This window comes from Sulfitobacter maritimus (genome assembly GCF_013346665.1).
Lineage (GTDB): Bacteria > Pseudomonadota > Alphaproteobacteria > Rhodobacterales > Rhodobacteraceae > Sulfitobacter > Sulfitobacter maritimus.
On sequence record NZ_JABVBB010000034.1, the window covers coordinates 25,629 to 50,779 of the forward strand.

27 protein-coding genes and 1 tRNA gene are annotated in these 25,151 nt (G+C 60.3%); 13 read left to right on the plus strand and 15 right to left on the minus strand.

Going from position 1 to position 25,151, the window contains the following annotated elements; translation table 11 throughout:
• Positions 1-5: 5 nt before the first annotated feature.
• The 8 genes from HTT03_RS10170 to HTT03_RS10205 all read left to right on the plus strand — a co-directional run bounded on the left by HTT03_RS10170 (position 6) and on the right by HTT03_RS10205 (position 7,492).
• Positions 6-359: a fluoride efflux transporter FluC gene (locus HTT03_RS10170; protein ID WP_174859682.1), complete on the plus strand. Its 354-nt coding sequence runs from the start codon at positions 6-8 to the stop codon at positions 357-359.
• Entirely contained in the window at positions 356-1,402 is a 1,047-nt protein-coding gene (locus HTT03_RS10175) for an RluA family pseudouridine synthase (protein WP_174859683.1), read from the plus strand. Before HTT03_RS10170 ends, HTT03_RS10175 begins: the two co-directional genes overlap by 4 nt.
• Positions 1,399-2,082, plus strand: coding sequence for an HAD-IA family hydrolase (locus HTT03_RS10180; protein ID WP_174859684.1), 684 nt, complete (start codon positions 1,399-1,401; stop codon positions 2,080-2,082). Before HTT03_RS10175 ends, HTT03_RS10180 begins: the two co-directional genes overlap by 4 nt.
• Positions 2,079-2,792 (plus strand): ATP12 family chaperone protein, encoded by a 714-nt coding sequence (locus HTT03_RS10185; protein WP_174859685.1) that lies wholly within the window; start codon positions 2,079-2,081, stop codon positions 2,790-2,792. Before HTT03_RS10180 ends, HTT03_RS10185 begins: the two co-directional genes overlap by 4 nt.
• Positions 2,793-2,988: 196 nt before the next feature.
• Positions 2,989-4,005: an amino acid ABC transporter substrate-binding protein gene (locus HTT03_RS10190; protein ID WP_174859686.1), complete on the plus strand. Its 1,017-nt coding sequence runs from the start codon at positions 2,989-2,991 to the stop codon at positions 4,003-4,005.
• A 188-nt stretch (positions 4,006-4,193) separates the two neighbouring features.
• The gene (locus HTT03_RS10195) at positions 4,194-5,408 is read left to right on the plus strand and encodes an amino acid ABC transporter permease (RefSeq protein WP_174859687.1); all 1,215 of its coding nucleotides are present in this window, start codon (positions 4,194-4,196) and stop codon (positions 5,406-5,408) included.
• Positions 5,409-5,411: 3 nt separating this feature from the next.
• Positions 5,412-6,710, plus strand: coding sequence for an amino acid ABC transporter permease (locus tag HTT03_RS10200; protein ID WP_174859688.1), 1,299 nt, complete (start codon positions 5,412-5,414; stop codon positions 6,708-6,710).
• A gap of 14 nt (positions 6,711-6,724) precedes the next feature.
• The gene (locus tag HTT03_RS10205) at positions 6,725-7,492 is read left to right on the plus strand and encodes an amino acid ABC transporter ATP-binding protein (RefSeq protein WP_174859689.1); all 768 of its coding nucleotides are present in this window, start codon (positions 6,725-6,727) and stop codon (positions 7,490-7,492) included.
• Positions 7,493-7,553: 61 nt separating this feature from the next.
• On the opposite strand, the gene HTT03_RS10210 is transcribed toward HTT03_RS10205, so the two are convergent.
• The 10 genes from HTT03_RS10210 to rpmH all read right to left on the minus strand — a co-directional run bounded on the left by HTT03_RS10210 (position 7,554) and on the right by rpmH (position 15,876).
• Positions 7,554-8,048, minus strand: coding sequence for a SixA phosphatase family protein (locus tag HTT03_RS10210; protein WP_174859690.1), 495 nt, complete (start codon positions 8,046-8,048; stop codon positions 7,554-7,556).
• 65 nt (positions 8,049-8,113) lie between these two features.
• Positions 8,114-8,977: an acetylglutamate kinase gene (gene argB, locus HTT03_RS10215; protein ID WP_174859691.1), complete on the minus strand. Its 864-nt coding sequence runs from the start codon at positions 8,975-8,977 to the stop codon at positions 8,114-8,116.
• Positions 8,978-9,014: 37 nt separating this feature from the next.
• A complete protein-coding gene (gene yihA, locus HTT03_RS10220; protein WP_174859692.1) occupies positions 9,015-9,665 on the minus strand; it encodes a ribosome biogenesis GTP-binding protein YihA/YsxC in 651 nt (216 codons plus the stop codon).
• Positions 9,665-10,402 carry an MOSC domain-containing protein gene (locus HTT03_RS10225; protein WP_174860316.1) on the minus strand — a complete coding sequence of 246 codons (738 nt, stop codon included), beginning with the start codon at positions 10,400-10,402 and terminating at the stop codon, positions 9,665-9,667. The genes yihA and HTT03_RS10225 overlap by 1 nt, the downstream gene beginning before the upstream one ends.
• Positions 10,402-12,270 (minus strand): membrane protein insertase YidC, encoded by a 1,869-nt coding sequence (gene yidC, locus HTT03_RS10230; RefSeq protein WP_174859693.1) that lies wholly within the window; start codon positions 12,268-12,270, stop codon positions 10,402-10,404. The genes HTT03_RS10225 and yidC overlap by 1 nt, the downstream gene beginning before the upstream one ends.
• 216 nt (positions 12,271-12,486) lie before the next feature.
• Entirely contained in the window at positions 12,487-14,028 is a 1,542-nt protein-coding gene (locus HTT03_RS10235) for a putative bifunctional diguanylate cyclase/phosphodiesterase (protein ID WP_174859694.1), read from the minus strand.
• Between the two features lie 108 nt (positions 14,029-14,136).
• Positions 14,137-15,006: a tRNA 2-thiocytidine(32) synthetase TtcA gene (ttcA, locus tag HTT03_RS10240; RefSeq protein ID WP_174860317.1), complete on the minus strand. Its 870-nt coding sequence runs from the start codon at positions 15,004-15,006 to the stop codon at positions 14,137-14,139.
• Positions 15,007-15,074: 68 nt separating this feature from the next.
• On the minus strand, positions 15,075-15,296 hold the full coding sequence (yidD, locus tag HTT03_RS10245) for a membrane protein insertion efficiency factor YidD (RefSeq protein WP_174859695.1): 222 nt from the start codon (positions 15,294-15,296) through the stop codon (positions 15,075-15,077).
• A complete protein-coding gene (gene rnpA, locus HTT03_RS10250) occupies positions 15,293-15,715 on the minus strand; it encodes a ribonuclease P protein component (protein ID WP_174859696.1) in 423 nt (140 codons plus the stop codon). Before rnpA ends, yidD begins: the two co-directional genes overlap by 4 nt.
• Positions 15,716-15,741: 26 nt before the next feature.
• Entirely contained in the window at positions 15,742-15,876 is a 135-nt protein-coding gene (rpmH, locus tag HTT03_RS10255; RefSeq protein ID WP_007118882.1) for a 50S ribosomal protein L34, read from the minus strand.
• A gap of 315 nt (positions 15,877-16,191) precedes the next feature.
• On the opposite strand from rpmH, the gene HTT03_RS10260 reads away from it, so the two are divergent.
• The 5 genes from HTT03_RS10260 to HTT03_RS10280 all read left to right on the plus strand — a co-directional run bounded on the left by HTT03_RS10260 (position 16,192) and on the right by HTT03_RS10280 (position 20,804).
• Complete coding sequence (locus HTT03_RS10260) at positions 16,192-16,926, plus strand: TVP38/TMEM64 family protein (protein WP_174859697.1); 735 nt, start codon at positions 16,192-16,194, stop codon at positions 16,924-16,926.
• A complete protein-coding gene (locus HTT03_RS10265) occupies positions 16,923-18,344 on the plus strand; it encodes a dihydrolipoyl dehydrogenase family protein (RefSeq protein WP_174859698.1) in 1,422 nt (473 codons plus the stop codon). The genes HTT03_RS10260 and HTT03_RS10265 overlap by 4 nt, the downstream gene beginning before the upstream one ends.
• A gap of 8 nt (positions 18,345-18,352) precedes the next feature.
• The gene (locus HTT03_RS10270; protein WP_174859699.1) at positions 18,353-19,738 is read left to right on the plus strand and encodes a sensor histidine kinase; all 1,386 of its coding nucleotides are present in this window, start codon (positions 18,353-18,355) and stop codon (positions 19,736-19,738) included.
• Positions 19,739-19,825: 87 nt separating this feature from the next.
• Positions 19,826-19,902, plus strand: a tRNA-Arg gene (locus tag HTT03_RS10275).
• A 212-nt stretch (positions 19,903-20,114) separates the two neighbouring features.
• A complete protein-coding gene (locus HTT03_RS10280; RefSeq protein ID WP_174859700.1) occupies positions 20,115-20,804 on the plus strand; it encodes a histidine utilization transcriptional repressor HutC in 690 nt (229 codons plus the stop codon).
• 27 nt (positions 20,805-20,831) lie between these two features.
• Here the strand turns inward: HTT03_RS10280 and htpX are convergent, their stop codons facing one another.
• The 5 genes from htpX to HTT03_RS10305 all read right to left on the minus strand — a co-directional run bounded on the left by htpX (position 20,832) and on the right by HTT03_RS10305 (position 25,132).
• Positions 20,832-21,746: a zinc metalloprotease HtpX gene (htpX, locus tag HTT03_RS10285; protein WP_174859701.1), complete on the minus strand. Its 915-nt coding sequence runs from the start codon at positions 21,744-21,746 to the stop codon at positions 20,832-20,834.
• A 122-nt stretch (positions 21,747-21,868) separates the two neighbouring features.
• The gene (locus HTT03_RS10290) at positions 21,869-22,537 is read right to left on the minus strand and encodes an adenosylcobinamide amidohydrolase (RefSeq protein ID WP_343035786.1); all 669 of its coding nucleotides are present in this window, start codon (positions 22,535-22,537) and stop codon (positions 21,869-21,871) included.
• On the minus strand, positions 22,534-23,292 hold the full coding sequence (locus HTT03_RS10295; RefSeq protein ID WP_174859702.1) for an ABC transporter ATP-binding protein: 759 nt from the start codon (positions 23,290-23,292) through the stop codon (positions 22,534-22,536). Before HTT03_RS10295 ends, HTT03_RS10290 begins: the two co-directional genes overlap by 4 nt.
• Positions 23,289-24,272, minus strand: a complete 984-nt coding sequence (locus tag HTT03_RS10300; RefSeq protein ID WP_174859703.1) for a FecCD family ABC transporter permease — start codon at positions 24,270-24,272, stop codon at positions 23,289-23,291. The genes HTT03_RS10295 and HTT03_RS10300 overlap by 4 nt, the downstream gene beginning before the upstream one ends.
• Positions 24,269-25,132 carry an ABC transporter substrate-binding protein gene (locus HTT03_RS10305; RefSeq protein ID WP_174859704.1) on the minus strand — a complete coding sequence of 288 codons (864 nt, stop codon included), beginning with the start codon at positions 25,130-25,132 and terminating at the stop codon, positions 24,269-24,271. The genes HTT03_RS10300 and HTT03_RS10305 overlap by 4 nt, the downstream gene beginning before the upstream one ends.
• Positions 25,133-25,151: the final 19 nt, after the last annotated feature.

The window sequence follows — 25,151 nt, forward strand, 5'->3', positions numbered from 1 at the left end:
TGTCGATGATGAAAACACTGATCATGGTGGCCCTCGGCGGCGCTCTGGGCGCGAGCCTGCGGTACCTTGTCGGTCTCACGGTCGGCTTTCCGTTTGGTACCTTGGCTGTCAATGCCACCGGCTCGCTGGCGATTGGCGTGGTCTGGGTGCTGGCGGAAAAGACATCGCTGCTGCTGCCCTTTCTTATGACCGGCCTGCTGGGCGGTTTCACGACCTTTTCGGCGTTTTCACTCGATACCCTGCGGCTGGTCGAAGCGGGCCGGGCAGGGGTCGCATTTTCATATGTGGGGGCCTCGGTGATCTTGTCGTTGGCCGCCTGTTTGCTGGGCCTCTGGTTGGCCCGAGAGGTGTTGGCATGAGCCGCGTACAAACCATTACCGTCGCCGAAGGCGATGGCGACCAGCGGCTTGACCGTTGGTTTAAGCGGATGTTTCCGCAGATCAATCAGGGGCTTATCGAAAAGATGTGCCGCAAGGGCGAAATCCGCGTCGATGGCGGTCGGGTGAAGGCCAATACGCGGCTGGAGGCTGGCCAAGAGGTCCGCGTGCCGCCGCTGCCCGATAGCGCACCCCCGCCACCGCCCAAGCGGACGCGGATCACCGATGCCGACGCCAAGATGATCCGCAACTGTGTGATCTACCGCGACGATCATGTGATTGCGCTGAACAAGCCGCCGGGTTTGGCGGTGCAGGGTGGCTCGGGGCAGGCGGATCGCCATGTTGATGCGCTGTCCGAAGCGCTCATCTTTGACGCCGAGGAAAAGCCGCGTTTGGTGCATCGGTTGGACCGGGATACCTCTGGCGTGCTGCTGCTGGCACGGACCCGTTTGGCGGCCAAGGCGCTGACAGCGGCGATGCGGCACCGTGAGACGCGCAAGATTTACTGGGCCATCGTGGCTGGCGTGCCGACGCCGTACTTGGGCGAGATCAAATATGGCCTCGTCAAAGCCGGCGGTCATGGGCGCAGCGGCGAGGGCGAGAAGATGATCGCCGTGCATCCGCGCGACATGGACGACACGCCCGGTGCAAAACGGGCGCACACGCTTTACGCCACGCTCTACCGCGTTGGCTCGCGGGCGTCTTGGGTGGCGATGGAGCCGATCACCGGCCGCACGCACCAGCTTCGCGCGCATATGGCCGAGATCGGGCATCCGATTGTGGGCGATGGCAAATACGGTGGGTCCGGGCAGGAAAACCTCGGCGACGGCTGGGGTGCGCAACTGGGCGGGATCATCTCGAAAAAGCTGCACCTGCATGCGCGGATGATGCGTTTTGAGCATCCCCATACCCGCAAGACGGTCACCATCACCGCTGAACTGCCCGACCATATGGCGCATAGCTGGGACACCTTTGGCTGGACCGAAGATCTGGCCGATGAAGACCCCTTTGAGTCGCTGCAATGAGCAAGCCACTGCGTTTGGTAATCTTTGACGTCGACGGCACGCTGGTCGACAGTCAGGGCGATATCGTGGCCGCGATGAGCGCGGCCTTTGCGGCGGTTGATGCACCTTTGCCGTCGCGGGCAGAGATTTTGTCTATCGTTGGCCTTTCGCTGGATGTTGCGATGACAGTCTTGGCACCGACCCGTTCGACAGGGGATCATCTGCGGATGGTTGAAGCCTATAAAGACGCCTATATGGCGCTGCGGGCGGAGGCAGGTGTGGCAGAGTCCTCGCCGCTTTATCCGGGCGCGTTGGAGGTCTTGCGTCAGTTGCATGCGGAGCCGGAAATCCTGCTCGGTGTGGCAACGGGCAAGTCGAAACGCGGGCTGGACAAGCTGATTGCCGGCCATGGGCTGGAAGGGCTGTTCATCACGCAACAGGTGGCAGATTTTCACCCTTCGAAGCCGCACCCGTCAATGATCTATCAAGCGATGGCCGATGCAGGCGTCGCGGCAGAAGCCACGGTTATGATTGGCGACACTTCCTTTGACATGGACATGGCAGCAGCGGCAGGCGTGACCGGGATCGGTGTCGCTTGGGGCTATCACAGCGCGGACAAGCTGACAGCAGCCACGCATGTAGTTAAAAGCTACGCCGCGCTGCCGCCGTTGCTGGAACAGATTTGGAGCATCCCCGCATGAGCGATTGGAAGGCGAAACGCTTTTGGAAAGAAGCGGCTGTGGTTGAGGTCGATGGGGGCTATACCGTTGAGTTGGATGGCCGCCGTGTGAAAACCCCGGCCAAACGACCCCTGACCCTGCCAACCCGCGCCATGGCCGAAGCAGTGGCAGCCGAATGGCAGGCGCAAGACAAGCAGATCGATCCGCGCAGCATGCCGGTCACCAAAACGGCGAATGCTGCGATCGATAAGGTCGCGGTGCAAAAGGAAGAGGTCGTCGACATGCTCGCGGCCTATGGCGATAGTGATTTGCTGTGCTACCGCGCGGACAGTCCAGAGGGGTTGGTGGCGCGGCAATCGGCACAATGGGACCCGATATTGGATTGGGCCGAAGGGTGCCTTGGCGTCAAGCTGGAGACCCGTCAGGGCATTATGCACGCGCCGCAAGCGCCCGATGCTTTGGAAGAACTGCACCGCCGAACCGCAGCGCTTGACTCATTCGAGCTCGCTGCCTTTCATGATCTTGTCAGTCTGACGGGCTCGCTCGTTCTGGGCTTCGCGGCGCTAGAGCAGGCCTATGACCCTGATACCATTTGGGCTTTGTCACGGTTGGACGAAACCTGGCAGGCCGAACAATGGGGCCGCGATGATGTGGCGGAAGCTGAAGCGGAGATCAAACGACAAGCGTTTCTGCACGCCTGCGAAATGATCGTGCTCAACCGCGCGGACTGAAGTACGAAAGTTTCAACCGGAGGGCTAGCAATGTTAGCGCTCCACTTTTGCTTAACGCGCACTTGACCTCGAAAGCTGAATCCGCCCACACTGCTTTTCATTGAGCTGGGGCAACTCGGCACATGATCGTCTCCGGCGTCGGAAGATGCCGGATTAACCGCCAGTGAACGTGGCGGACTATCAGGAAGAGGTAAAAATGAAAAAAACCGTAATTTTTGGCGCGCTGACCGTTGCTGGTCTTGCTGCCGGCGCTGCTGGCGCCGCGACGCTTGATGATGTCAAGGCACGCGGCAAGCTGAACTGTGGCGTGACAACCGGTCTGGCAGGCTTTGCCGCACCGAACGCCAATGGCGAATGGGAAGGCTTTGACGTCGCCGTTTGCCGTGCCGTTGCCGCCGCTGTGCTGGGCGACAAGAACGCCGTGGAATTCGTGCCGACAACCGGCAAGACCCGCTTTACCGCGCTGGCATCGGGCGAGATCGATTTCCTTGCGCGCAACACCACATGGACATTCAGCCGTGACACCGACCTGAAATTCGATTTCATCGGCATCAACTACTATGACGGTCAGGGCTTCATGGTCCCGAAAGCGCTTGGCGTTTCCTCGGCCAAAGACCTCGACGGCGCGACTGTCTGCATCCAGACCGGCACAACGACCGAGCTGAACCTCGCGGACTTCTTCCGTAAGAACGGCATTGAGTATGAGCCCGTTCCGGTTGAAACCAACGCCGAAGGCCAGCAGCAGTACCTTGCCGGTGCCTGCGACACTTACACCACAGACGCTTCCGGTCTGGCGGCGACACGCGCAACCTTTGAGAACCCGGACGAGCATGTGCTGCTGCCCGAGATCATCTCGAAAGAGCCGCTCGGCCCGCTGGTCCGCCACGGCGACAACGACTGGGGCGACATCACCCGCTGGGTGCTGAACGCTCTGATCGCAGCCGAAGAGCTGGGCATCACCTCCGCCAATATCGAAGAGATGGCCGGCAACACCAACAACCCCGAAGTCGCCCGTCTGATGGGCACCGAAGGCACGCTGGGTGAGATGATCGGTCTCGACGCCGAATGGGCCAAGCGCGCCATCATGGCCGAAGGCAACTATGGTGAGATCTTTGCCAAGAACATTGGTGAGGAAACCCCCATCGGTCTGGCCCGTGGTCTGAACGCTCAGTGGACAGACGGTGGTCTGCTTTACGCACCGCCCTTCCGCTAAGATACCAAGCCAAGGGGCGCAGGAATTCCTGCGCCCCTTGTGCCTCTGCCGCAATATAACGTTTCAACAACCCCCTCAGACGACAATAAAAACCCACGATCGAAAAACGATCAAAGACCAAAAACGATTCGGCTAAAGGCACTGTTAAGGTGCTCATAATAAAAACGCCGGAACACAGGGATACATACATGACGACACTCACCGACCCTCCAAAGGAGTCGTTCCGGCCATCTATGCTGTTGAGCGATACCCGCTATCGGTCGATCACCTTTCAGGTGATTGCGCTGGTGCTGCTGATCGCGGCGATTTGGTATCTGGGATCGAACCTTGCTGCCAACCTGCGCGCTGCCGGGCTGAACATCTCGTTTCAGTTCCTAAACAACCCTGCCGGGTATGACATTAACCAAACCCTCATTCCCTATACCAGCCAATCGTCCAACCTTCAGGCCGCTTGGGTCGGGATCATCAACACGCTTCTGGTGTCTTTCCTCGCCTGTATCACGGCAACCATCTTTGGCGTGATTGCCGGGGTGCTGCGTCTGTCCAACAACTGGTTGGTGCGCAAGCTGATGGCCGGTTACGTCGAGATCTTTCGTAACATCCCGGTGCTGATCTGGATCTTGATCATCTATACGATCATGACCGCCGCCATGCCCGCGCCGAGCGCCTTTCGAGGCGACGATCCGGCGTCGTCAATGATGCTCGGCTCCTTCGCCTTTACCAACCGGGGCGTTTATATTCCGGGGCCGATCTGGGGGCCGGGCTCGACCATTGTGGTTGCGACATTCGTGGCCTCTGTGATCGGGGTCTTTGCTTACCGTCGCTACGCTACCAAATTGCTTTACGATACAGGTCGTCTGCTGCCGATGCTCTGGCCTTCGGTGGTGATCCTGTTGGTGCCGACGATCGTCATGTTCTTTTTCCTTGGGATGCCCATTGGGCTGGATTATCCGGCGCTTAAGGGGTTCAACTTCCGAGGCGGTATTCAAATCGGCGCGCCGCTGATCGCGCTGTGGTTTGCCCTGTCGATCTACACGGGCGCTTTCATCGCAGAAAACGTGCGCGCGGGCATTCAGGCCGTCAGCAAGGGCCAGACCGAAGCTGCCGCCGCGCTTGGTTTGCGCTCTGGTAGGATCATGAACCTTGTGGTGCTGCCGCAAGCGCTGCGCGTGATCATCCCGCCCCTGATCTCCAACTATTTGAACATTACCAAGAACTCCTCGCTGGCGATCCTTGTGGGCTATGCCGACATCACCGCGACGCTGGGTGGGATCACCCTGAACCAGACGGGCCGCGCGATTGAATGTGTGGTGCTCTTGATGCTGTTCTACCTTGTTATCTCACTGGGAATTTCGATGGTGATGAACGTCTACAACAACGCAACGAAGCTGAAGGAGCGCTGAGCCATGTCCGATACACATGCTGAATCCATTGCCTTCGTGCGTGAATCCTCGTTGCCCCCTGCGGCACCGCCTGAAAAGGTCGGCGGGCCGTTCAAATGGGTGAAAGACAATCTTTTTCCCACTTGGGCTAACGCGATCTTAACCATTGTCGCGCTCTACTTCTTGTATTTGCTGCTCTCCGGGTCTTTGCCGTGGTTGCTCAATGGCGTGTGGAACGCCAGCAGCCTGTCGGAGTGTCGTGAGATATTGGACGGTGCGACTGGCGCTTGTTTTTCGGTCATTTCCGAGCGTTGGCACCAGTTGCTCTTTGGCTTTAAATACCCGAGCGATCAATATTGGCGCCCGACATTGGCCTTGGTCCTGTTGTTCCTTGCGGTGGCGCCAGTGCTCTTTATTGACCTGCCGCGCAAGCTGCTGATCTTTACCGGCATCTACCCCTTCCTCGCCTTCTGGCTGATTTGGGGCGGGCCAATCTGGGGGCCGGTCTTTGCCCTGCTGGGCGTTATCGTTGGCTATATGGTCTATGCCCGTTTGGTGCATAACAGCTTCGCCAAGGCGTTGGCGGGCGGCATCGTCGCGGCTGCGATTGTCTGGTATGTCGGCGGAATTATCGGCGACGCACTGCGTCCCGCGCGGCCGCTGCTCGAAGCGGTGCCAAGCCGGGATCTGGGGGGCTTCATGCTCAACATGATGCTGGGCATTACCTGTGTGTCCCTGTCGCTGCCCATCGGGATCGCATTGGCGCTCGGCCGTCAGTCGCACCTGCCGATTGTCAAAGGCATCTGCGTCGTGTTCATTGAATTCGTTCGAGGCGTGCCGCTCATCACCCTGCTTTTTGTGGCGAATGTGATGCTGGCCTATTTCTTCCCACCCGGCTCTGGCGTTGATCTCTTCATCCGCGTGGTGATCATGATCACCATGTTCTCCTCCGCCTATATCGCCGAGGTGATCCGGGGCGGTCTCGCCGCGCTGCCAAAGGGGCAGTATGAGGCGGCCGACAGCCTTGGCCTCGACTATCCGCAGGCGATGCGGCTGATCATCTTGCCGCAGGCGCTGAAGATTTCGATCCCGGGCATCGTCAACATCGCGGTGGGCCTGTTCAAGGACACCACGCTGGTTTCGGTGATCTCGCTGTTCGACATCATCGGCATGATCCGCGGCCCGATCCTCGCCTCGACCGACTGGAACGGCGTCTACTGGGAGCTTTTCCTCTTTGCTTCCGTGCTGTTCTTCATCGTCTGCTACGGCATTTCACAATATTCGCAGTGGCTGGAACGCCGTCTTGCGACTGACCATCGTTAAGGGAGGGTTCTCACATGGCTGAGACCGCACAAATGCAGGTATCCGACGAAGTCGCGATCCGTATTAACAACATGAACAAATGGTACGGCGCGTTCCACGTGCTGCGCGACATCGACCTGACGGTGCATCGCGGCGAGCGCATCGTGATCTGCGGGCCTTCGGGCTCCGGCAAATCGACGCTGATCCGCTGCATCAATGCATTGGAAGAGCATCAGAAGGGCAGCATCGAAGTTGACGGCACGCTGCTCAGTTCGGACCTCAAGAACATCGACAAGATCCGCTCAGAGGTCGGCATGTGCTTTCAGCACTTTAACCTCTTCCCGCATCTGACGATCCTTGAGAACTGCACGCTGGCCCCGATCTGGGTGCGCAAGACGCCCAAGAAGGAAGCCGAAGAAACGGCGATGCATTTCCTTGAAAAGGTGAAGATCCCCGATCAGGCCAACAAGTACCCCGGCCAGCTTTCGGGCGGTCAACAGCAGCGTGTGGCGATTGCCCGTTCGCTTTGTATGCGCCCGCGTATCATGCTGTTCGATGAGCCGACATCGGCGCTCGATCCTGAAATGATCAAGGAAGTGCTCGACACGATGATCGAGCTTGCCGAAGAAGGCATGACCATGCTCTGCGTGACCCACGAGATGGGCTTTGCCCGTCAGGTCGCGAACCGGGTGATCTTTATGGATGAAGGCCAAATCGTTGAACAGAATGAGCCGGAAGCCTTCTTTAACAACCCACAAAGCCCGCGCACACAGTTGTTCCTGAGCCAGATTCTGGGCCACTGACCCGCGCGACGGCAGCACTGCGAACCAAACGCCCCGGCCAATCGGTCGGGGCGTTTGCGTTTCACACCAGCTGTTTGGGCACGGTGAAGGCGTGCAGCGTACCGGTGCCGCGGGCAAGGTCGGCCCAACTGTCGATATCGAAATCGATCACCGTGGTCGCACCCGAAGGATAGCGGCGAAATGCGTCCTCTTGGGGTTCTTGCTGCAACAGCACCGCTGCAGCGGTGGCAATGCCGGGGTTATGCGCGACAAGCAGCACGGTGTTTCCCTCAGCCCGTCGGCGCAGCGTGGCTATGATCGCATCGGGTTCGGCGAGATAAAGGTCGCGCAGATGCGCAACCGCGCTGCTCTTAGGCAGGTCTAGCAGCAGGCAGGTTTCCCGCGTTCGGGCGGCGGTTGAACATAGCACCGCATCCGGTACCAATCTCTTGGTTTGGAGCCAGTTGCCGAGCGCTTCGGCGGCCCCACGCCCGCGGCGGTTTAACGGGCGGTCGTGATCGCTGGTGCCTTGGGACCAGTCCGATTTCGCGTGTCGCATTAGGATCAGGCGGCGCATGTCATTCCTTTCACTGCTCGGCCCATCATAGGCGCGAAGCAGGGGCAGGGGGCAAGCGCTTTGCCTCAGCCGTTGCGAATGATGCTGCCCGCGCCGTGTTCCGTGAAAAGCTCCAACAGGCAGGCATTTGGCGCACGTCCGTCGAGAATCACCGCCGCACGCACGCCGCCTTCGAGCGCTTTCAACGCGGTTTGAACCTTGGGGATCATCCCACCTGCGATGGTGCCATCAGCGATCATTTCGTTGATCTGGCTTGCAGTCAGGTCAGTCACCACCTCGCCCGAACCGTCTTTCACGCCAGCCACGTCCGTGAGCAGCAACAAACGATCGGCCTTCAGCGCGCCCGCGATGGCGCCTGCGGCGGTGTCACCGTTGATGTTATAGGTCTCGCCGCTGAGGCCCATGCCAAGGGGCGCGATGACGGGGATGATGTCCTTTTCGGCAAAGTCGCGGAGAATGCTCGGATTAACCTCTGCGGGTCTGCCAACCAAGCCAAGGGCGGGATCTTCGGGCTCGCAAACGATCAAGCCGCTGTCTTTGCCCGAGACGCCAACAGCACGCCCCCCCTGTTCGGAAATCGCCTGCACGATCCGTGCATTGACGAGCCCCGACAGCACCATCTCGACCACTTCCATGGTCGCGGCATCGGTGACGCGTTTGCCATTCACGAATTCGGACTCGATGTTCAGCCGGGCCAGCATGTTGTTAATCATCGGCCCGCCGCCATGGACAATCACTGGATTCACACCCACCTGCCGCATCAGCACGACATCGCGGGCAAATTCATCCATCGCCTCATCGCTGCCCATCGCATGACCGCCCAGCTTGATAACCACGGTGGCATCGGCATAGCGTTGCAGGAAGGGCAGGGCTTGGCTCAGGGTGCGGGCGGTGGCGATCCAGTCGCGATTCATGTCTTGCGTTCTCATCTGTTGACCCATGGGACGCCGATAACGGCGGGGGGAGTTATTCCAGCGTGGCGATGATTGCACGCAGGGTAGGGATGCCCCAGCCCTTTTCCGAAGACGTCACGACGATCTCTGGATAAGCGGCGGGGTGTTTGCTCAGCGCGTCTTTCACCTGCGTCAGGATTTTTTCGCGCTCGGCCTCTTTGACCTTGTCGGCTTTGGTCAGCACGACTTGAAAGGTCACGGCAGAACTGTCGAGCAGGGACATGATCTCATCATCAACCTTCTTCACCCCATGACGCGCGTCGATCAGCACAAAGGCGCGGCGCAGGGTTTGACGGCCAGACAGATATTGCTTCAGCAAGCGTTGCCATTTTTCAACAACGGGCAGGGGGGCGTTGGCATAGCCATAGCCGGGCAGGTCAACGAGGTAGTGTTCCTCGCCCGCCGTGAAGAAGTTAATCTCCTGCGTACGGCCCGGCGTGTTTGAGGCCCGCGCCAGCGCCTTCATCCCCGTCAGCGCGTTGATCAGCGTCGATTTACCGACGTTAGAGCGACCGGCAAAGCAAACCTCCATCCGGTCAGGGGGTGGCAGCCCGTCCATCGCCACCACGCCTTTAACGAATGTTGTCTCACCCGCAAATAGCATCCGGCCCTTTTCCGCGCTCGGCGCGTCCGGCTCTTCGGCGGTGGTGTAGTTCACTTGCATCAGATCAGCTCCAGTTCGTCGCCCACGGCGATCTCTCCGCCTCTGGTGACGGTGAGGGTAACACCGAAGTCACGGTGGCTCAATTGGTCAAGTGCGGCGAGCGTATCCACGTCGCGCGCGCCGGTGTCGGTATTGACGGTGGTGGCAAGGCAGCGGGTGATGCGCTTGGACACATGCAGCCGGGCATCGCCAATTTTTACTTCGCGGCCAATCCACTCGAACTCAGCCCAAGGCGCGGCGCCGTCAAACCAGATGTTGCCACGCCAGCGGGCGGTCTGGAGCGGCGAACCGGAAAGTTCTTCAACCGATCGGTGGCTGCTGACACTGTTGAGCGAAAGTGTCGGCTCTGCACTGTCGGTGTAACCCCGGCCATCAAGACGCAGAATGTCCACCGGTGCCGCCCGACCTTCGGCCACCAGCGGGCGCACCCAGTCAAGGAACTGCGCCTTGTCGCGATCCGGGTGAAAGGTAATCTCGCCTTGGTCGGGATGGCGCAGAGTGAGCAACTCGGTCGCCTCATCCAGCTGGGCTGTGATTGCCTGTAACTGCGGGGAGGATGCCCCCCGCGTGAAATTCAAACAACGCGCCCAGTCTCCGGGCGCGGCCTTGCTGGCGTCATGGGCCACGGCCCAGAGCCGGTCATAGGGCATGGATTGCCCGGCCCGCAGGGTTACGCGCTCAACCGTCTCGCGGCCATGGGCCTTGAGCGGATGCCGGTTGAGCGCAGTGATCTGCATCACTTCTTCGACTTGCCGGACTTGGGCTTCGCGTCCGCATTGGCGGCAGTGGTTTTGGGCGTGCGCTTAAAGCCGCCCGCGATATTGCCCCAAAGATCCGGCTTATACCCTTGGCTGCGCATGATCAGATACTGCTGAGTAAAGGTGATCGTGTTGTTCGCGATCCAGTAAACCACCAGACCGGAAGCAAAACCGCCCAGCATGAACATGAAGACCCAAGGCATCCAAGCAAAAATCATCTGCTGCGTCGGATCGGTGGGCGCCGGGTTCAGTTTCTGCTGCAAGAACATGGAGATACCCAAAAGCAGCGGCAGAATACCGATAAAGATCAGCGCCAGCATCGAGCCGGGCTCAGGTGCCGCATAGGGCAGCAGGCCCCAGAGGTTCAGGATCGAGGTGGGGTCCGGCGCACTAAGGTCTTGGAACGGGCCAAAGAAGGGCGCGTGGCGCAACTCGATGGTGACAAAGATCACCTTGTAGAGCGAGAAGAAGATCGGGATTTGCAGCAGGATTGGCAGACAGCCCGCAGCTGGGTTCACCTTGTTCTTCTTATAGAGCTCCATCATGCCCTGCTGCATCTTCTGACGGTCGTCGCCTGCCTCTTTCTTCAGCTTTTCCATTTCGGGCTGAAGCTCTTTCATCCGCGCCATGGAGACGTAGGATTTATAGGCCAGCGGGAAGAGCAGCGCCTTGATCAGCAGCGTGAGGCCGATGATCGCGACACCCATGTTGCCGATCAACTGGTTGAGGTTGTGCAGCAGCCAGAAGATCGGCTTGGTCAGGAAAAAGAACCAGCCCCAGTCGATGCTGTCGATGAATTTGGCGACACCAGCGGATTGGTAATCTTGCAGCGTTTCCCATTCCTTCGCGCCCGCGAAGAATTTGCTCGACGTGCTGACGCTTTCGCCTGCCGCGACCGAGCGGGTGGGCTGGCGGGTAAAGGCGCGGTAGGTGTCGGCGCGGGGGTCATAGGTGAGCGCTTGCTCAAAGGTCTCGCCCGCTTCGGGGATCAGGACCGCCTGCCAGTAGTGATCGGTGAAGCCGATCCAGCCTTCGGTGACGCCTTCGGTCACCACGGCGGGGCGGCCCCAAGTGCTGTTCACATCCGCATCGGCAATGTCGTCCCAGTCGATCTCGGCCAACTCGCCATTCGCCATAGAGACCGCGCCCTCATGCAAGATGAAGAAGCTCTTGAGGTCTTCCGGCAGACCGTGCTGTGCGATCATGCCGAAGGGGGCGAGGTTCACCGGGGCTTCGCCGTTGTTAGAGACGCTTTGGGTGATGTCGAACATATATTCGTCATCGACAGAAATTGTGCGGGTAAAGACCTGTCCGGCGCCATTGTCCCAAGTCAGGGTCACAGGGCTGTCAACGCCCAATGTCTCGCCCTCGCTGAGGGTCCACATCGTATCGACACCCGGCACCGCATCGGGCGCGAGGCCGGAGCCTGCGGCCCAACCGTGCAGCGCGTAGTAAGCGTCGCTCGACCCTTCGGGGGAGAGCAGCGTGACCACTTCGGCGTTTTCGTCGAGGGTGGTTTGGTAGTCGTTCAGTTTCAGATCGTCGATCCGCCCGCCCATGAGCGAAATCGAGCCGCTCAGACGGTCGGTAGAGATTGCAACGCGGGGCGCGTCGGCCAAAGCCGCGCGGCGGCCAGCGGGGGCGGCGCCTTCACCTGTTTCGGTGTCAGGGGCAGCGGCATCTGACGGTGTGGCCGGGACGACAGTACCGCCTTCGACCTGGCTTACTTCGGTGCCTGGCTCAAGCGCAGGGTCGGCTTCAGGGGGCGGGAACAGGAGGAACCACACAAGGATGACGGCAAAGCTGAGCGCCGTGGCAAGGATGAGATTCTTGTTCTGGTCGTCCATGGGGTTGCCACCTGATGTCTTGGAATATCAGGGGGGGTTCAACAGAGTAAGGGGCCAAAGGTCAAGCGGAATCGGGTTTGTGTCCGAGCGTGGAAACGCAGAAACGGACCCTATAGGCTTGGGGTTCGGCGCTCCGCGGCCGGGTTCGCGCAGAGGCAGGATCGGGACTGTTCGAAATGTTGACGGCATCACCGTCTGCAGTTGGCAGGCAAGCGGTTACGTCGCGCGACCATCGAGAATGCGAGGGACATTCTGCAGTTTGGCATTATGACGCGAAATCCAGTCCAAAGTCTGTTCAAAAGGCATAGGCCGGGCGATGCCAAACCCCTGCACGTGATCACAGCCAAGCTGCGCGAGCAGCACATGTTCGCCCACAGTCTCGACCCCTTCGGCCAAGGTTTCAATGCCGAGCCTTTCCGCCATGGTCAGGATCGCACTGATCATTCGCTGCTGATCGGGATCGCGGTCGGCCTTCATCACAAAAGATCGGTCAATCTTGATCCGGCTGACGGAAAATCGGCGGATAGAAGCGATAGAGGCGTGACCGGTACCGAAGTCATCTAGGTCAATCCGACAGCCTAACTTCCCCAAAGCGTTTATATTGCGCGTAATGACGTCATCCGGAGCAGAAGCGACGACGGTTTCCAACACCTCAACCGCTAGCCGGTCGGGTGTGAGGTCAAAGCGGTCCAACTCCCATGTGATTTTATCGATGAGACGTGGGTTGTTTAACTCGCAACCGGCGAAATTCACGCCGATCTGTGGCACTTCAACACCGGACCCATCCCAAGCTTTAAGCGCTGCAAACGCGTGGTACATCATCACTTCTGCCAGCCGTTCAAGCAGGCCCACGTTTTCGATGATAGGTAGAAACTCTGCAGGGGAGATCATGCCGCGTACGGGGTGATTCCAGCGGGCCAAGGCCTCAAACCCCGTGATTTGGCCTGTATCTGTAGAGATTTGCGGCTGAAACCACGGTTGTATTTGACCGTTGTCGAGCGCTTGCACGACTTCCTCACGCAATTCGGCGCGGTTTTCCGTGTCACGGCGCATTTGGTCGGAAAAGGCGCGGATAGAGGAGGGGCCGCGCCGCTGGGCGGCGCGTAGGGCAGTGGCGGCGGCGCGCAGCCAGGCGGCACCATCGTCCCCCGGCGCGCGGGTGTTGAGACAAAACCCGACTGACGCGGTGAGATAGATCGTGACACCGTCGATCGACACCGGCTCTTCCATCGCCGCTTGCAGACGTCCGGCAAGTTGGATGCAAAGCTCAAGATCCAGTTGGCGGACCGGGGCCACGCATATGGCAAAGCGGGCATCCCCCATTTGACCGACGTTATCATCGCCGCGCAATGCGGTGACCAGCCGTTCGCCTGTACGCTGCACGATTATGTCCGCCGCGGCCTGTCCGTGACGGTCGGCGAGGTCTTCAAGATCCTCAATCGCTGTAAAAAAGGCGGCGGAGTGGCGCCCTTTCAGCTTGGCGCGCTGATAAATCTGTTCGGTCAATTCCTCGAAAGCGCCGCGTTGGAACAACCCGCTGACCGCATCGCGCGGCAGCGTAAGTCCACGGCCAAAGCGATTGCTCATAAGGTAAAAGACGGGAAGCAGTGCAGCGGCAAAGATCAAAGCGGTTTCCCCGCCGAACCAAAAGGCCGCGAGCGTTAGGGCGGGGAGAAAGGCCAGCGCCGGAGGGCCAGTCAGCGCTGCCGCCAAAGAACGCCGCATATGAGTCAGCCCCGAACGCTGTTGAAACGCCATTGCGATCTTCCCCTTATCTGCGCGCAGCAATGCGCCGCTGCGCAGAGAGGTATCGCGTCTGAGGTGTGGTGGGGGTTAACGCGCTGACAAATCTTGGAAGAATTTTGCTTAAAATTGTTCCGTGTTTGTGCTCTCAACGTTCCGCATTAGTCCTTCGAAGTCGAAGATCTTGGGATCCAGCAGATGCGACGGCCGGGCATTCATCAAGGCGCGGAACATCACTTGGCGGCGGCCCGGACTGTTGGCTTCCCATCCATCAAGGATGGCTTTGACCTGCTGGCGTTGCAGCCCGTCCTGTGACCCACAAAGATCGCAGGGAATGATGGGGTAGTTCATCGCTGTGGCAAAGCGCTCGCAGTCGGCTTCTGCCACATGGGCGAGGGGGCGGTAGAGGAACAAATCGCCTTCTTCGTTCACCAGTTTGGGTGGCATGGTGGCCAGTCGCCCGCCATGAAACAGGTTCATAAAAAAGGTTTCAAGTATGTCGTCTCGGTGGTGGCCCAGCACCACGGCAGAGCAGCCTTCTTCGCGTGCGATCCGGTAAAGGTTGCCGCGGCGCAGGCGGCTGCATAGGGCGCAGAAGGTGCGTCCGGCGGGGATCTTGTCCATCACGATGGAATAGGTGTCTTGGTATTCGATCCGGTGCGGAACGCCCATCTTTTCCAAGAACTCCGGCAATACTGTCGCGGGAAACCCCGGTTGCCCCTGATCAAGGTTGCAGGCCAGCAGATCGACGGGCAGCAGGCCACGCCATTGCAATTCATGCAGCACCGCCAGAAGCGTGTAGCTGTCCTTACCGCCAGAGAGGCACACCAGCCAACGCGGTTTGGATGCGCTCTGGGCGGTAGGTTCGATCATGCCGTATTGTTCAATCGCCTCTCGGGTCATCCGAACGATGCGCTTGCGCAGCTTCTTGAACTCAGTGCTTTGCGGTGCGCCGGCAAAGAGGGGATGGATCTCGTTGGGTTCGTCCAGCATCATCGGCCTTTCGTCATCATGGGTGGTGTCACCTAAGGCAATTTGCCTCAGCCTCGCAAGACAGGCCGTTAATCTGGCACATTGTCGATGCCACTGCGCCCCCAAGGATGGCAGCGTGCGATCCGCCGGGCAGCAAGCCAGCCGCCGCGCAGACCACCGTGCTTTTGCAAGGCTTCAAGCGCATAGGCGCTGCATGTGGGCTGGTAGCGGCAGTTATGGCCAACCCAAGGGCTAAAGATCAGCCGATAGCCGCGAACCGGCAGCGCCAGAAAGGCAGCGAAGGGCGTCATTTCTTGACCCCATGCAGGGTATCAAGCGCACGCTTGAGATCAGCAAGCAGGTGATCAAAGGGCAGGGCGGCAGTGGCCTCACGGCGCCCGATAAAGACATAGTCCATCCCCGCGCGGCCCTGATAGGGCAGCGTCTTCCGCGCGATCTCGCGCAGGCGGCGCTTGGCCCGGTTGCGGGCCACGGCATTGCCAACCTTTTTAGAGCAGGTGAAGCCCACGCGAATGGGCGCGTTGCTTGACTCTTCCGCACGGCGGGGGCGCATTTGCAGGATGAAACCGGGCGTTGCTACCCGTTTGGCGCGGCTGGCCCGTTGAAAATCGGCCCGCTTGGTTAAAACGTCCACGCGCAATGAAGCCGCCGGAACAGTATTCCCCGTTGTGGCATATGTGCCATCCTGGGGTGCCTCCGGCGGTGTCATAATCTGATTCCAGATATCGAAGGCGCTTACGCGCTCAGCGATTTCCGGCCTTGTGCGCGGCGCGCATTGATGATCTTACGGCCGGCTTTGGTGGCCATGCGCGCGCGGAAACCATGGCGCCGCTTGCGCACGAGGTTCGAGGGTTGAAAGGTGCGTTTCATCGCTCCGTCTCCATCTAAAGCTGGCTGGGCACGGAATCACTTGAGGGTTCCACCGCGGCCAGCGTCAAGTCAAGCCCGTCCTCTAAAGCGATGACGCCGCCAAGTCAAACCCCCTGGCGGTGAAAAATGGTGCTTTGCAACAAAATGCCTATCCGACGCGGGGAATGTTTCAGTTTGCCCCCGCTACTACCCAAAACCGACCCTTTGCGGACAAGTCCTATCAACCACGCGTGAAGAGGCTATCGGTGACAAGCCTTTCACGCCATCTTAGCACCTAACCCGCCCGGTCCATAGGGGCCCAATGGAAGTGCCCGAATGAGCCAAAATGACCCGCCGAAGTCCACCGCGATGCGATTCTTGCCCTTGGGGGTGATCTTAATCGTGGCTGCCATCGGCGCCTTCACGCTGCGCGATTACCTGAGCTTTGACGCGCTACGTGAGAATCGCGAGGCACTCATCGCCTTTCGCGACCAGAACTATCTGCTAACTGTGCTTGGGTTTGTCGTCGCCTATGTTGTGATCGTGGCCTTTTCACTTCCGGGCGCGACCATCGCCACGCTGACCGGGGGGTTCTTGTTCGGCGTCTTTCCGGGCGTCTTATATAATGTCTGCGCTGCGACATTGGGGGCGGCGGTGATTTTTCTTGCCGCGCAATGGGGATTGGGCGAGCGCTTGAAACAGCGCATGGATGCCTCTGAGGGGCTGGTGCGCAAGATCAGCGCCGGAATTGACGACAACCAATGGTCGATGCTCTTTTTCATCCGGCTGGTCCCGGTGGTGCCGTTTTTCGTCGCTAATCTGGTGCCGGCCTTTCTCGGCGTGCCACTGCTACGCTTTGTTATTTCGACCTTTTTGGGCATTATGCCGGGGGCGTTGGTCTTTACCTCCGTAGGGGCCGGGCTAGGTGCGGTATTCGCCCGAGGAGAGACGCCCGACCTTGGGATTATATTCGAGCCTCATATTCTGCTGCCCATTCTGGGCCTTTGTGCTTTGTCGCTGTTGCCCGTGGCGATCAAGACGTTTTCGGGCAAGAAGGATTTGCTGAAATGACCACCCGCATAAAGACTGACGTTCTCATTATCGGCGCAGGCTCCGGGGGGCTGTCCGTGGCCGCGGGGGCGGTGCAGATGGGCGCGGATGTGACGCTGCTTGAGGGTCATAAGATGGGCGGTGATTGCCTTAATTATGGCTGTGTGCCGTCCAAGGCGCTGATTAAAAGCGGGAAGATGGCGTATAACCAGCAGCATAGCGCGCCATACGGGGTCGAAAACGCGCAAGGCACTGTTGATTATGCGGCGGCCAAAGATCACGTGGCAGAGGTCATCGCGCAGATCGCGCCGGTTGATTCTGTCGAGCGGTTTGAAGGTTTGGGCGTTCGGGTGATCCGCGAGTATGGGCGTTTCATTTCCGACCATGAGGTGCAGGCGGGTGATACGGTTATCTCCGCGCGGCGCATTGTATTGGCCACCGGATCTTCGCCCTTGGTGCCGCCGATACCGGGGCTGGATGATGTGCCGTTTGAGACCAATGAGACACTTTTCGATCTGCGCGATAAGCCGGAGCATTTGATCATCATCGGTGGTGGTCCCATCGGGATCGAAATGGCTCAAGCTCATGTGCGCATGGGCTGCAAAGTCACCGTGATTGAAGGCAGTCGCGCCTTGGGGAAGGATGACCCGGAACTGGCCGAAGTTGTCCTGCAAACCCTGCGTGATGAGGGGGTCGTCTTTGAGGAGGGCAGCGATGCCGCTCGGATCAGCGGGCAGGCAGGGGCGATTGAAGTCGAGACCCAAGATGGCCGCAAGATCAAAGGCTCACATCTGTTGATTGCGGTCGGGCGCAAGAGCAATACCGAGCGGCTCGACCTCGACAAAGCCGGGATTGAGACGACCAAATCGGGCATCAAGGTTGACGACAGCCTGCGCAGCAGCAACCGCCGCGTCTATGCCATTGGCGATGTGGCGGGCGGGCTGCAATTTACCCATGTGGCAGGCTATCACGCCGGGGTGGTGATCCGCTCGATCCTCTTTGGCCTGCCGAGCAAGACCAAACTGGCGCATATCCCATGGGTCACCTATGCCGCGCCGGAGCTAGCGCAGGTCGGGCTGACCGAAGCGCAGGCGCATGAGGAACACGGGGACAAGCTGGAAGTCGTGCGTTTTCACTACAATCACAACGACCGCGCCATCGCGGATCGGCAGACCAAAGGCTTTATCAAAGTAATGGTCGTCAAGGGTCGCCCGGTGGGGGCCAGTATCGTCGGACATCAAGCGGGCGAGTTGATCTCGCTCTGGTCGCTGGCGCTGGTCAACAACATGAAGATGAGCCAGATTGCGGCTATGGTCGCACCCTATCCGACGATATCTGAGATTAATAAACGTGCTGCGGGCGCCTATTTCAGCCCACGTCTGTTTGACAGCAGGCTGGTCAAATGGGTGGTGCGCAGCGTGCAACGCCTGCTGCCCTGAGGACGTCTATGCTCCATTCGCTTTCTGGCCGGCTGCTGATCTTGACCACCATCTTTGTGATGTTGGCCGAGGTGTTGATCTTTGTCCCCTCAATTGCCCGGTTTCGCGAAGAATACATGCTCACCCGACTGGAGCGGGCGCAGATCGCCTCACTCGCGCTGCTGGCGGATGATATGCTCGACCCGGCGTTGGAGGAGGAATTGTTGCGCAACGCTGAAGTGTTCAACGTCGTGCTGCGCCGTGACGAAGCGCGGGAACTGGTGCTGGCCTCACCGCTGCCACGCACTGTGTCGCAGACCTATGACCTGCGCGAGGCCTCCGCTTGGGTGCTGATCCGTGATGCTATGCTGCGCCTGTTTCTTCCCGGAAATGAGGTTGTCCGGGTCATTGGGGCGCCGGTGCGCGAGGCGGGGTTGCTGATCGAGATCACAATGGAAACCGCGCCGATGCGCGTGGCGATGCTTGATTACGGTATGCGTATCTTGATGCTGTCGGCGGTGATTTCGGTTATTACAGCGGTATTGCTGTTCTTTGCCATGCGGGCGCTTTTGCTCAAACCGATCAAGCGGGTGGCCGGGCATATGCAGCGCTATGCCGCCGCCCCCGAAGATGCGCGGCGCATTATCGAGCCTTCCGCTGGCGTGACCGAACTGCGCGAGGCCGAAGAGGCGCTAAAGACCCTCCAGACGGATCTGACACAGGCGTTAAAGCAAAAAGAGCGTTTGGCGCAGTTGGGCGGGGCGGTCAGTAAAATCAGCCATGATTTGCGCAATATCTTAACCTCCGCGCAATTGTTCACCGACCGGATCGAAATGTCCGAAGATCCCACTGTAAAGCGCATGGCCCCCAAACTCGTTAGTTCGATCACCCGCGCCGTGCATCTGTGCGAATCTACCTTGGCTTTTGGCAAAGCCGAAGAGCCCGGCCCAACTCTGACCCGTGTGCGACTTGCTGAACTGGTGGATGAGGTGATTGACGCCGAGCGTTTTGCTGACCCCGAGACTGACATCAGTTTCGCCGCGGATGTGCCCGTCGGGCTGACGGTACGGGCGGACCCAGAACAGCTCTACCGCGTGCTGGCCAACCTCATCCGCAACGCGCGGCAGGCCATCGCCGCAACAGGCGTGCCGGGCGAAGTCCATGTGCTCGCCAGTGAGGAGGGCGACGTCTGGCGGATCACGGTTTCCGATACCGGCCCCGGCTTGCCGCCAAAAGCCCGCGAGCACTTGTTCACCGCTTTCCAAGGTGGCGCCCGCAAGGGGGGGGCAGGGCTTGGGCTGGTTATCGCGTCAGAATTGATCCGTGGTCATGGCGGCACGCTGAGCCTGCGTCGGAGTGACCCGGAAGGGACCGTTTTCGAGATTAATCTACCCAAAGGCGATGGAACGATCTGAGCCGGTGCAAAAAGTTTCAAGAATTTTGCTTTCCTGCAAAATGAGGGCTTGCAACCCCCGCGCCGCAAGACTAAACCCCGCCCCAGTGGACCGATAGCTCAGCTGGATAGAGTACCTGACTACGAATCAGGGGGTCGGGGGTTCGAATCCTCCTCGGTCCGCCACTACCCAAAAATTTGTGATTGTCAGTAGATCGCTTAGCATTTTTCTGCGGCTTTCGTGATCCTTCGTGACAGCAGCCGCCGCGCTGCTCATGTCTGCGCGCATTGTGTTATGTCTAGATTTAAGCCAGTATAGCGGCACCGCCTCTGCGCGTTGTGCCATCCTTGGCCAAGGTCGACAGGGCAGGGTGCCGGAACGCCAGAGGATGCGTGCGATGAAAGTCACTTATAAAGACGTCAAAGCTGACATCCTCTCGAAAATTACGAACGGCCAATGGCCGCCCGGCAGTCTTGTGGCGAATGAGGTAGACCTCGCTATGACTTACGGTTGCGCGCGGGCGACTGTGAACCGGGCGATGCGCGAACTGGCCGAAGAGGGGATCATCGAGCGACGCCGCAAGGCTGGAACACGCGTGCGGATGACGCCGATCCGTCAGGCGCGCTTTGACATCCCTGTGGTGCGAGATGAAATCATCCAAAAAGGTGCTGCTTACCGATATACTTTGCTCAGCTGCATCTCTCAGCCTGCGCCAGACTGGCTGCGGGCGCGGCTTGACCTTCCGGCTGAGGCTAAGGCGCTGCACTTGATCTGTATGCATTACGCAGACGGTGTGCCTTATGAGCATGAGGATCGCTGGATCAACCTGACCGCCCTGCCAAAGGCCGCGAGTGCGTCCTTTGAGGAAATCGCGCCAACAGAATGGCTGCTATCGGCCATTCCTTTTTCAGAGGTGGAGATCAGCCTCTTTGCGCGGTCTGCTGAGAAATCCTTGGCCGACTACTTAGACTGTACGGTCGGCGACCCGGTCTTTACCGTTGAGCGCTCGACTTGGTGGCGTGAGAACGCGGTGACCTATGTGCGGCTGACTTATCGCCCCGGCCATCGCCTAACGACGCGCTATTAAGCGTAGGCGGGGCGTTTCCCAGCAGGCTTACCGCCAAGGTGTCGTCTTGCGGCGGCCGGTTTTCGGGATACGGCTGTTGCTGGTCGGCTTACGCGTCGAAGCAGCTCTGTGCGGCACTGTCATTGCTCGGAGTGCAGCAATCCGGTTCTCGGTTGCGGGGTGGGTGGCAAACAGGCTGTCGTGTTTGTGAGCATGTAGCGGGTTAATGATAAACATATGCGCCGTGGCCGGGTTGCGTTCGGCAGCATGGTTGTCGATCCGCGCCGCCCCCATCGCGATTTTCTGAAGCGCTGAGGCCAGCCACAGCGGTTGTCCGCAAATCTCAGCCCCGGCCTTATCTGCGGCATATTCACGGGTCCGGCTGATCGCCATTTGCACCAAGGCTGCGGCCATGGGCGCCAAGAACATCATCATCAGCGTGCCGACCAAGCCCAAACGTTCCCGCGACCCACCGAAAAACAGTGCGAAGTTCGCCAGCATGGAAATCGCCCCGGCAAACGTTGCTGTGACCGTCATAATGGCGGTGTCATGGTTCCGGATATGCGCAAGTTCATGTGCGATCACACCTGCCAATTCCTCGCGGCTTAAACTGCGCATTAGCCCCGCTGTCACGGCAACCGCGGCGTTTGCCGGGTTGCGCCCGGTGGCAAAGGCATTTGGCTGAGGGGTATCGATCAGATAGACCTTTGGTTCGGGAATGCCTGCGTTTCGCGCCAGTTCGGCAGTCATGGCATAAAGGCCAGCGCTGTCGTTGGGAGAGACCGGCCGCGCGCCATGCATCCGCAGCACCATCTTGTCAGAATTCCACCATGTAAAGGCGTTCATCCCTGCCGCCACCACCAGCGCAATCAACGCGCCGCTTGATCCGCCGATCAGATAGCCGACGCCCATGAAAAGAGCGGTCATCGCCGCCATCAGCATTGCTGTCTTTACATAGCCCATCGTGGTCTTCCGCCGTTGGTTGATCTTGAGGAAAAATATGGGGTGGTTTCTGGGCAGTGCAAGGGTTTCAGCGAGCTGCGCAGGCGGTCCTTGCTTAGTGGAGAGCGCTCAAACGCGATGCCTTAACGCGCCAGCGGTCCCACGCGCTCTGCACCGTATTCCGCGCGCCATGCCAGCGCCCCCTCGTAGGTCGCCGCATAGACCGCAGCGCCCAAGGCTTCGCCCACCTGTGTATGCAAGCCCGCGTAATCTGTAGCCCCTCTGGGGGCCGCGACAGCGATGCAATCGGTCCCGGTGCCGGTGGCAAGACCAGAGGGCAGTTGAAAGCCACCGTCCATCACCGCAGCGGTGCGGGCCTGTGTGGCGATGCTCAGCGCTTCGATCAGCCCGGTCTGTGACAGCCCATGATCCAGCTTTACCGCGACGTTGATCGTGCCCCAGTCCTGCCCACTCCGGTCGATCCGATGGCCCACACGTTCGGCATTCGACAGGCCCACCGTTGCCACGCAATGGGCTGAAATAGGGCCGACCTCGCGTCGCGCTTGCGTGAAACGTGAAACATTGCGGGAGGTCAGGAAGGCGACGCTTGCGGTCTCGCCTTGCGTCTGCAACTCGCGGGCGAACCATGCCTGCACGTCGAGGTCTTTGGGCAGGTCGGCGTTGCGCACCTCGCGCCAGACGATGCGGTTGGCGCTTACAAATCCGGGACGGTTGATGGCCCAACTAAGCACCTGCATCTGCTGGCCAAGGTCAAAGCTCAGCCAAGGTTGGGCAAGCTGGACCGCAGTCACGTCACAACGTCCAGCGGCTGAAAAATAAGGCCGTCCGGCGTGTCTTGCACAAAGGCGTTGATCGCGAAAGTCTCGCGCACCCTTGCCGCGGTCAGCACCTCTTGCGGCGCGCCATCAGCCACCAAACCACCTTGGTCGAGCACGATCAGCCGGGTGCAGTGCCGCGCGGCAAGCCCCAGATCATGGAGCGAAACCATCACTGATTTCCCTTCCGACGCCAGCGCCCCGAAAATCTTCATCGTGGCAATCTGATGCGCAGGGTCCAGCCCGGCGATCGGCTCGTCGGCCATGAGCAATGGGGTTTCCTGCGCCAAGGCACGGGCGATCAGAACCCGCGCCTGCTCCCCGCCGGAAAGCCGCGTGGCCGTGCGGTCGCGGAAACTCAGCAAGTCCATGCGGTCAAGCGCACGGTCAACGGCGGCTTGATCTTCGGGCTTGGGCCGCTGTCCGGGGCTGAGATGCGGTGTGCGGCCCAGCGTGACGAGGGTTTGCACATCCACCGGCCATGCGATCTCGCGCTGTTGCGGCATCCACGCAACCTCCCGCCCGCGCTCTCGTGCAGAAAGAGCGGCAAGTGAACTATGTCCTGCGCTGTCAATCAACCCAAGTGCCGCACGCATCAGCGTCGTTTTCCCCGCGCCATTGGGGCCGATGATGCCAACCAGTTCCCCTGTGCCAACGCTTAGGCTCACGTTTCGCAGGATGTCCCGCCCGCGCCGGGTGACGGCGAAATCTTGCAGGGCCAGCAGGGTCATAACCCCTCCTGCCGCGTGCGGTAGATCAGGTGCAAGAACAGCGGCGCACCGACCAGTGCGGTGACCACGCCGAGCTTCAGATCGCGGGCCGGCAGGATTACCCGTACAGCGATATCTGCCGCCAGCAGCATTGCCGCCCCGCCAAAGGCCGAAGCCCAAAGCAAGCGACCGGGCCGCGCGCCAACGAGGGGCCGCAACAAATGCGGCACCACAAGGCCGACAAAGCCGATGGCCCCTGCCACTGCCGTTGCCGCTCCGACGACGGCGGCGGTGCCAAAGATCAGCACCAGCCGCAGGCGGGTGAGGTTCACGCCCATCGCCTCTGCCGCGTCCTCGCCCAAGGTCAAGGCGTCCAATCCGCGACCGAGGGAGCCGAGCATCACGCCCCCCAGCAGGATCAGCGGCGCGGCAATGGCGACATGGGTCATAGAGCGGTCGGCGAGTGACCCCATCATCCAAAAGACGATCTCATTCGCGGCAAAGGGGTTGGGCGAGAGGTTCAGCACCAGCGAGGTGAGCGCCGCCGCCAGCGCCGAAATTGCGATTCCTGCAAGGATCAGCGTCAGCGATGAACCGCGCGGTCCAGCCAGCGCCAAGACCAGCCCCACGCCCAAGAGCGCCCCCCCCAATGCCGCCAGCGGCAGGCCAAGCGCGACCGTCGCGGCCAGTCCGGTCTGCAGCGCAAGCACCGCGCCCAAGGCGGCAGAGCCCGAGACGCCAATCAGACCCGGATCCGCCAGTGGATTGCGCAGATAGCCCTGCATCGCGGCCCCGGCGAGACCCAGAGCGCCGCCGATCATAAGCCCTAGCAAGGCACGCGGCAGGCGGATTTCGCGCATCACCAGCACTTCGGGCCCGTCACCACCCGCGATCAGCGCCTGAAGCCCATGCCAGATGCCAAGGGGCGCCGGCCCAACGGCCAGCGCGGTGACGAAGAGCGCGGCGACGAGGGCGCTAAGACCGAGTGCGAGGCGGCTCAATTGCGGGCCTGCTGGCGTTCGCGCGCGGCCTGCACCTCACGGCGCAGCCCGGCCATCTGGTCAATCGCGCGGAGCACATAGGGCGTGCCGCAAAGCCAGTCCTGCGCGTTCATAGAGGTGGAAGGTCGCCCGGCCTGAAGCGCCCCGACAACCGGATGCGACAGGATTTCTTCGGACCGTGAAGCACCGGGGTAGGGCTGACCGGTGACAACGGTGTCAGGGGCGGCCATCGCCAAAGTCTCAAGCGGAATCACCCCGCCCGAGACCAGACCCAGTTCGGCGGCAATGTTAATCATCCCGGCTGCGGAGAGGATATCGCCTGCAAGCGTCTGATCGCCCGAGGTATAGCCATTGGCAAAGTAAAGCGCGGCCCGGGGGCGTGGCGAAATCCCATCGCGAAAACTGGCGAGGCGTTGGTCAAAGCGGGCGATCTGATCGGCGGCAACGTCTTCGCGCGCTAGCAGTTTGCCCATACGGGCCATGCGCTCGGTTACTTGGTCAAGGGAGGTCGCCGGATCGAGTTGCTCAACCCGAATGCTCAAACGGCGCAGCATATCGACTGTCGCTAGCGCGCTATAGCGTCCGGCGAGCACGAGGTCAGGCTGCATGAGGTAAATCTCTTCGGCCAGACCGTTGTTCACCGGATAGGCAGCGGCCTCATCCACCATCGCCGAACTGCGCGGATCAAGAGCGAGGTCGGAGATCGAGATCAGTTGACCCTCGTCCGCCAGCAACATGGCAAGCTGATCGGTGCAGAGGTTCATTGAGACAACCCGGCGCGGGACGTCCTCGGTCAGGCCGGGCAGGGCTGTCCCGGCAAGCAGGCCAATAGCGGTGATGCCAGCCCTCAGGGCCAGCATCACACGCGTTGCGAGGGGA

Excerpts from the sequence above, each read along its gene's own strand:
- HTT03_RS10170 (WP_174859682.1), top strand. The coding sequence starts at position 6 with ATGATGAAAACACTGATCATGGTGGCCCTCGGCGGCGCTCTGGGCGCG.
- HTT03_RS10175 (WP_174859683.1), top strand. The coding sequence starts at position 356 with ATGAGCCGCGTACAAACCATTACCGTCGCCGAAGGCGATGGCGACCAG.
- HTT03_RS10180 (WP_174859684.1), top strand. The coding sequence starts at position 1,399 with ATGAGCAAGCCACTGCGTTTGGTAATCTTTGACGTCGACGGCACGCTG.
- HTT03_RS10185 (WP_174859685.1), top strand. The coding sequence starts at position 2,079 with ATGAGCGATTGGAAGGCGAAACGCTTTTGGAAAGAAGCGGCTGTGGTT.
- HTT03_RS10190 (WP_174859686.1), top strand. The coding sequence starts at position 2,989 with ATGAAAAAAACCGTAATTTTTGGCGCGCTGACCGTTGCTGGTCTTGCT.
- HTT03_RS10195 (WP_174859687.1), top strand. The coding sequence starts at position 4,194 with ATGACGACACTCACCGACCCTCCAAAGGAGTCGTTCCGGCCATCTATG.
- HTT03_RS10200 (WP_174859688.1), top strand. The coding sequence starts at position 5,412 with ATGTCCGATACACATGCTGAATCCATTGCCTTCGTGCGTGAATCCTCG.
- HTT03_RS10205 (WP_174859689.1), top strand. The coding sequence starts at position 6,725 with ATGGCTGAGACCGCACAAATGCAGGTATCCGACGAAGTCGCGATCCGT.
- HTT03_RS10210 (WP_174859690.1), bottom strand. The coding sequence starts at position 8,048 with ATGCGCCGCCTGATCCTAATGCGACACGCGAAATCGGACTGGTCCCAA.
- argB (WP_174859691.1), bottom strand. The coding sequence starts at position 8,977 with ATGAGAACGCAAGACATGAATCGCGACTGGATCGCCACCGCCCGCACC.
- yihA (WP_174859692.1), bottom strand. The coding sequence starts at position 9,665 with ATGCAAGTGAACTACACCACCGCCGAAGAGCCGGACGCGCCGAGCGCG.
- HTT03_RS10225 (WP_174860316.1), bottom strand. The coding sequence starts at position 10,402 with ATGCAGATCACTGCGCTCAACCGGCATCCGCTCAAGGCCCATGGCCGC.
- yidC (WP_174859693.1), bottom strand. The coding sequence starts at position 12,270 with ATGGACGACCAGAACAAGAATCTCATCCTTGCCACGGCGCTCAGCTTT.
- HTT03_RS10235 (WP_174859694.1), bottom strand. The coding sequence starts at position 14,028 with ATGGCGTTTCAACAGCGTTCGGGGCTGACTCATATGCGGCGTTCTTTG.
- ttcA (WP_174860317.1), bottom strand. The coding sequence starts at position 15,006 with ATGCTGGACGAACCCAACGAGATCCATCCCCTCTTTGCCGGCGCACCG.
- yidD (WP_174859695.1), bottom strand. The coding sequence starts at position 15,296 with ATGACGCCCTTCGCTGCCTTTCTGGCGCTGCCGGTTCGCGGCTATCGG.
- rnpA (WP_174859696.1), bottom strand. The coding sequence starts at position 15,715 with ATGACACCGCCGGAGGCACCCCAGGATGGCACATATGCCACAACGGGG.
- rpmH (WP_007118882.1), bottom strand. The coding sequence starts at position 15,876 with ATGAAACGCACCTTTCAACCCTCGAACCTCGTGCGCAAGCGGCGCCAT.
- HTT03_RS10260 (WP_174859697.1), top strand. The coding sequence starts at position 16,192 with ATGAGCCAAAATGACCCGCCGAAGTCCACCGCGATGCGATTCTTGCCC.
- HTT03_RS10265 (WP_174859698.1), top strand. The coding sequence starts at position 16,923 with ATGACCACCCGCATAAAGACTGACGTTCTCATTATCGGCGCAGGCTCC.
- HTT03_RS10270 (WP_174859699.1), top strand. The coding sequence starts at position 18,353 with ATGCTCCATTCGCTTTCTGGCCGGCTGCTGATCTTGACCACCATCTTT.
- HTT03_RS10280 (WP_174859700.1), top strand. The coding sequence starts at position 20,115 with ATGAAAGTCACTTATAAAGACGTCAAAGCTGACATCCTCTCGAAAATT.
- htpX (WP_174859701.1), bottom strand. The coding sequence starts at position 21,746 with ATGGGCTATGTAAAGACAGCAATGCTGATGGCGGCGATGACCGCTCTT.
- HTT03_RS10295 (WP_174859702.1), bottom strand. The coding sequence starts at position 23,292 with ATGACCCTGCTGGCCCTGCAAGATTTCGCCGTCACCCGGCGCGGGCGG.
- HTT03_RS10305 (WP_174859704.1), bottom strand. The coding sequence starts at position 25,132 with ATGCTGGCCCTGAGGGCTGGCATCACCGCTATTGGCCTGCTTGCCGGG.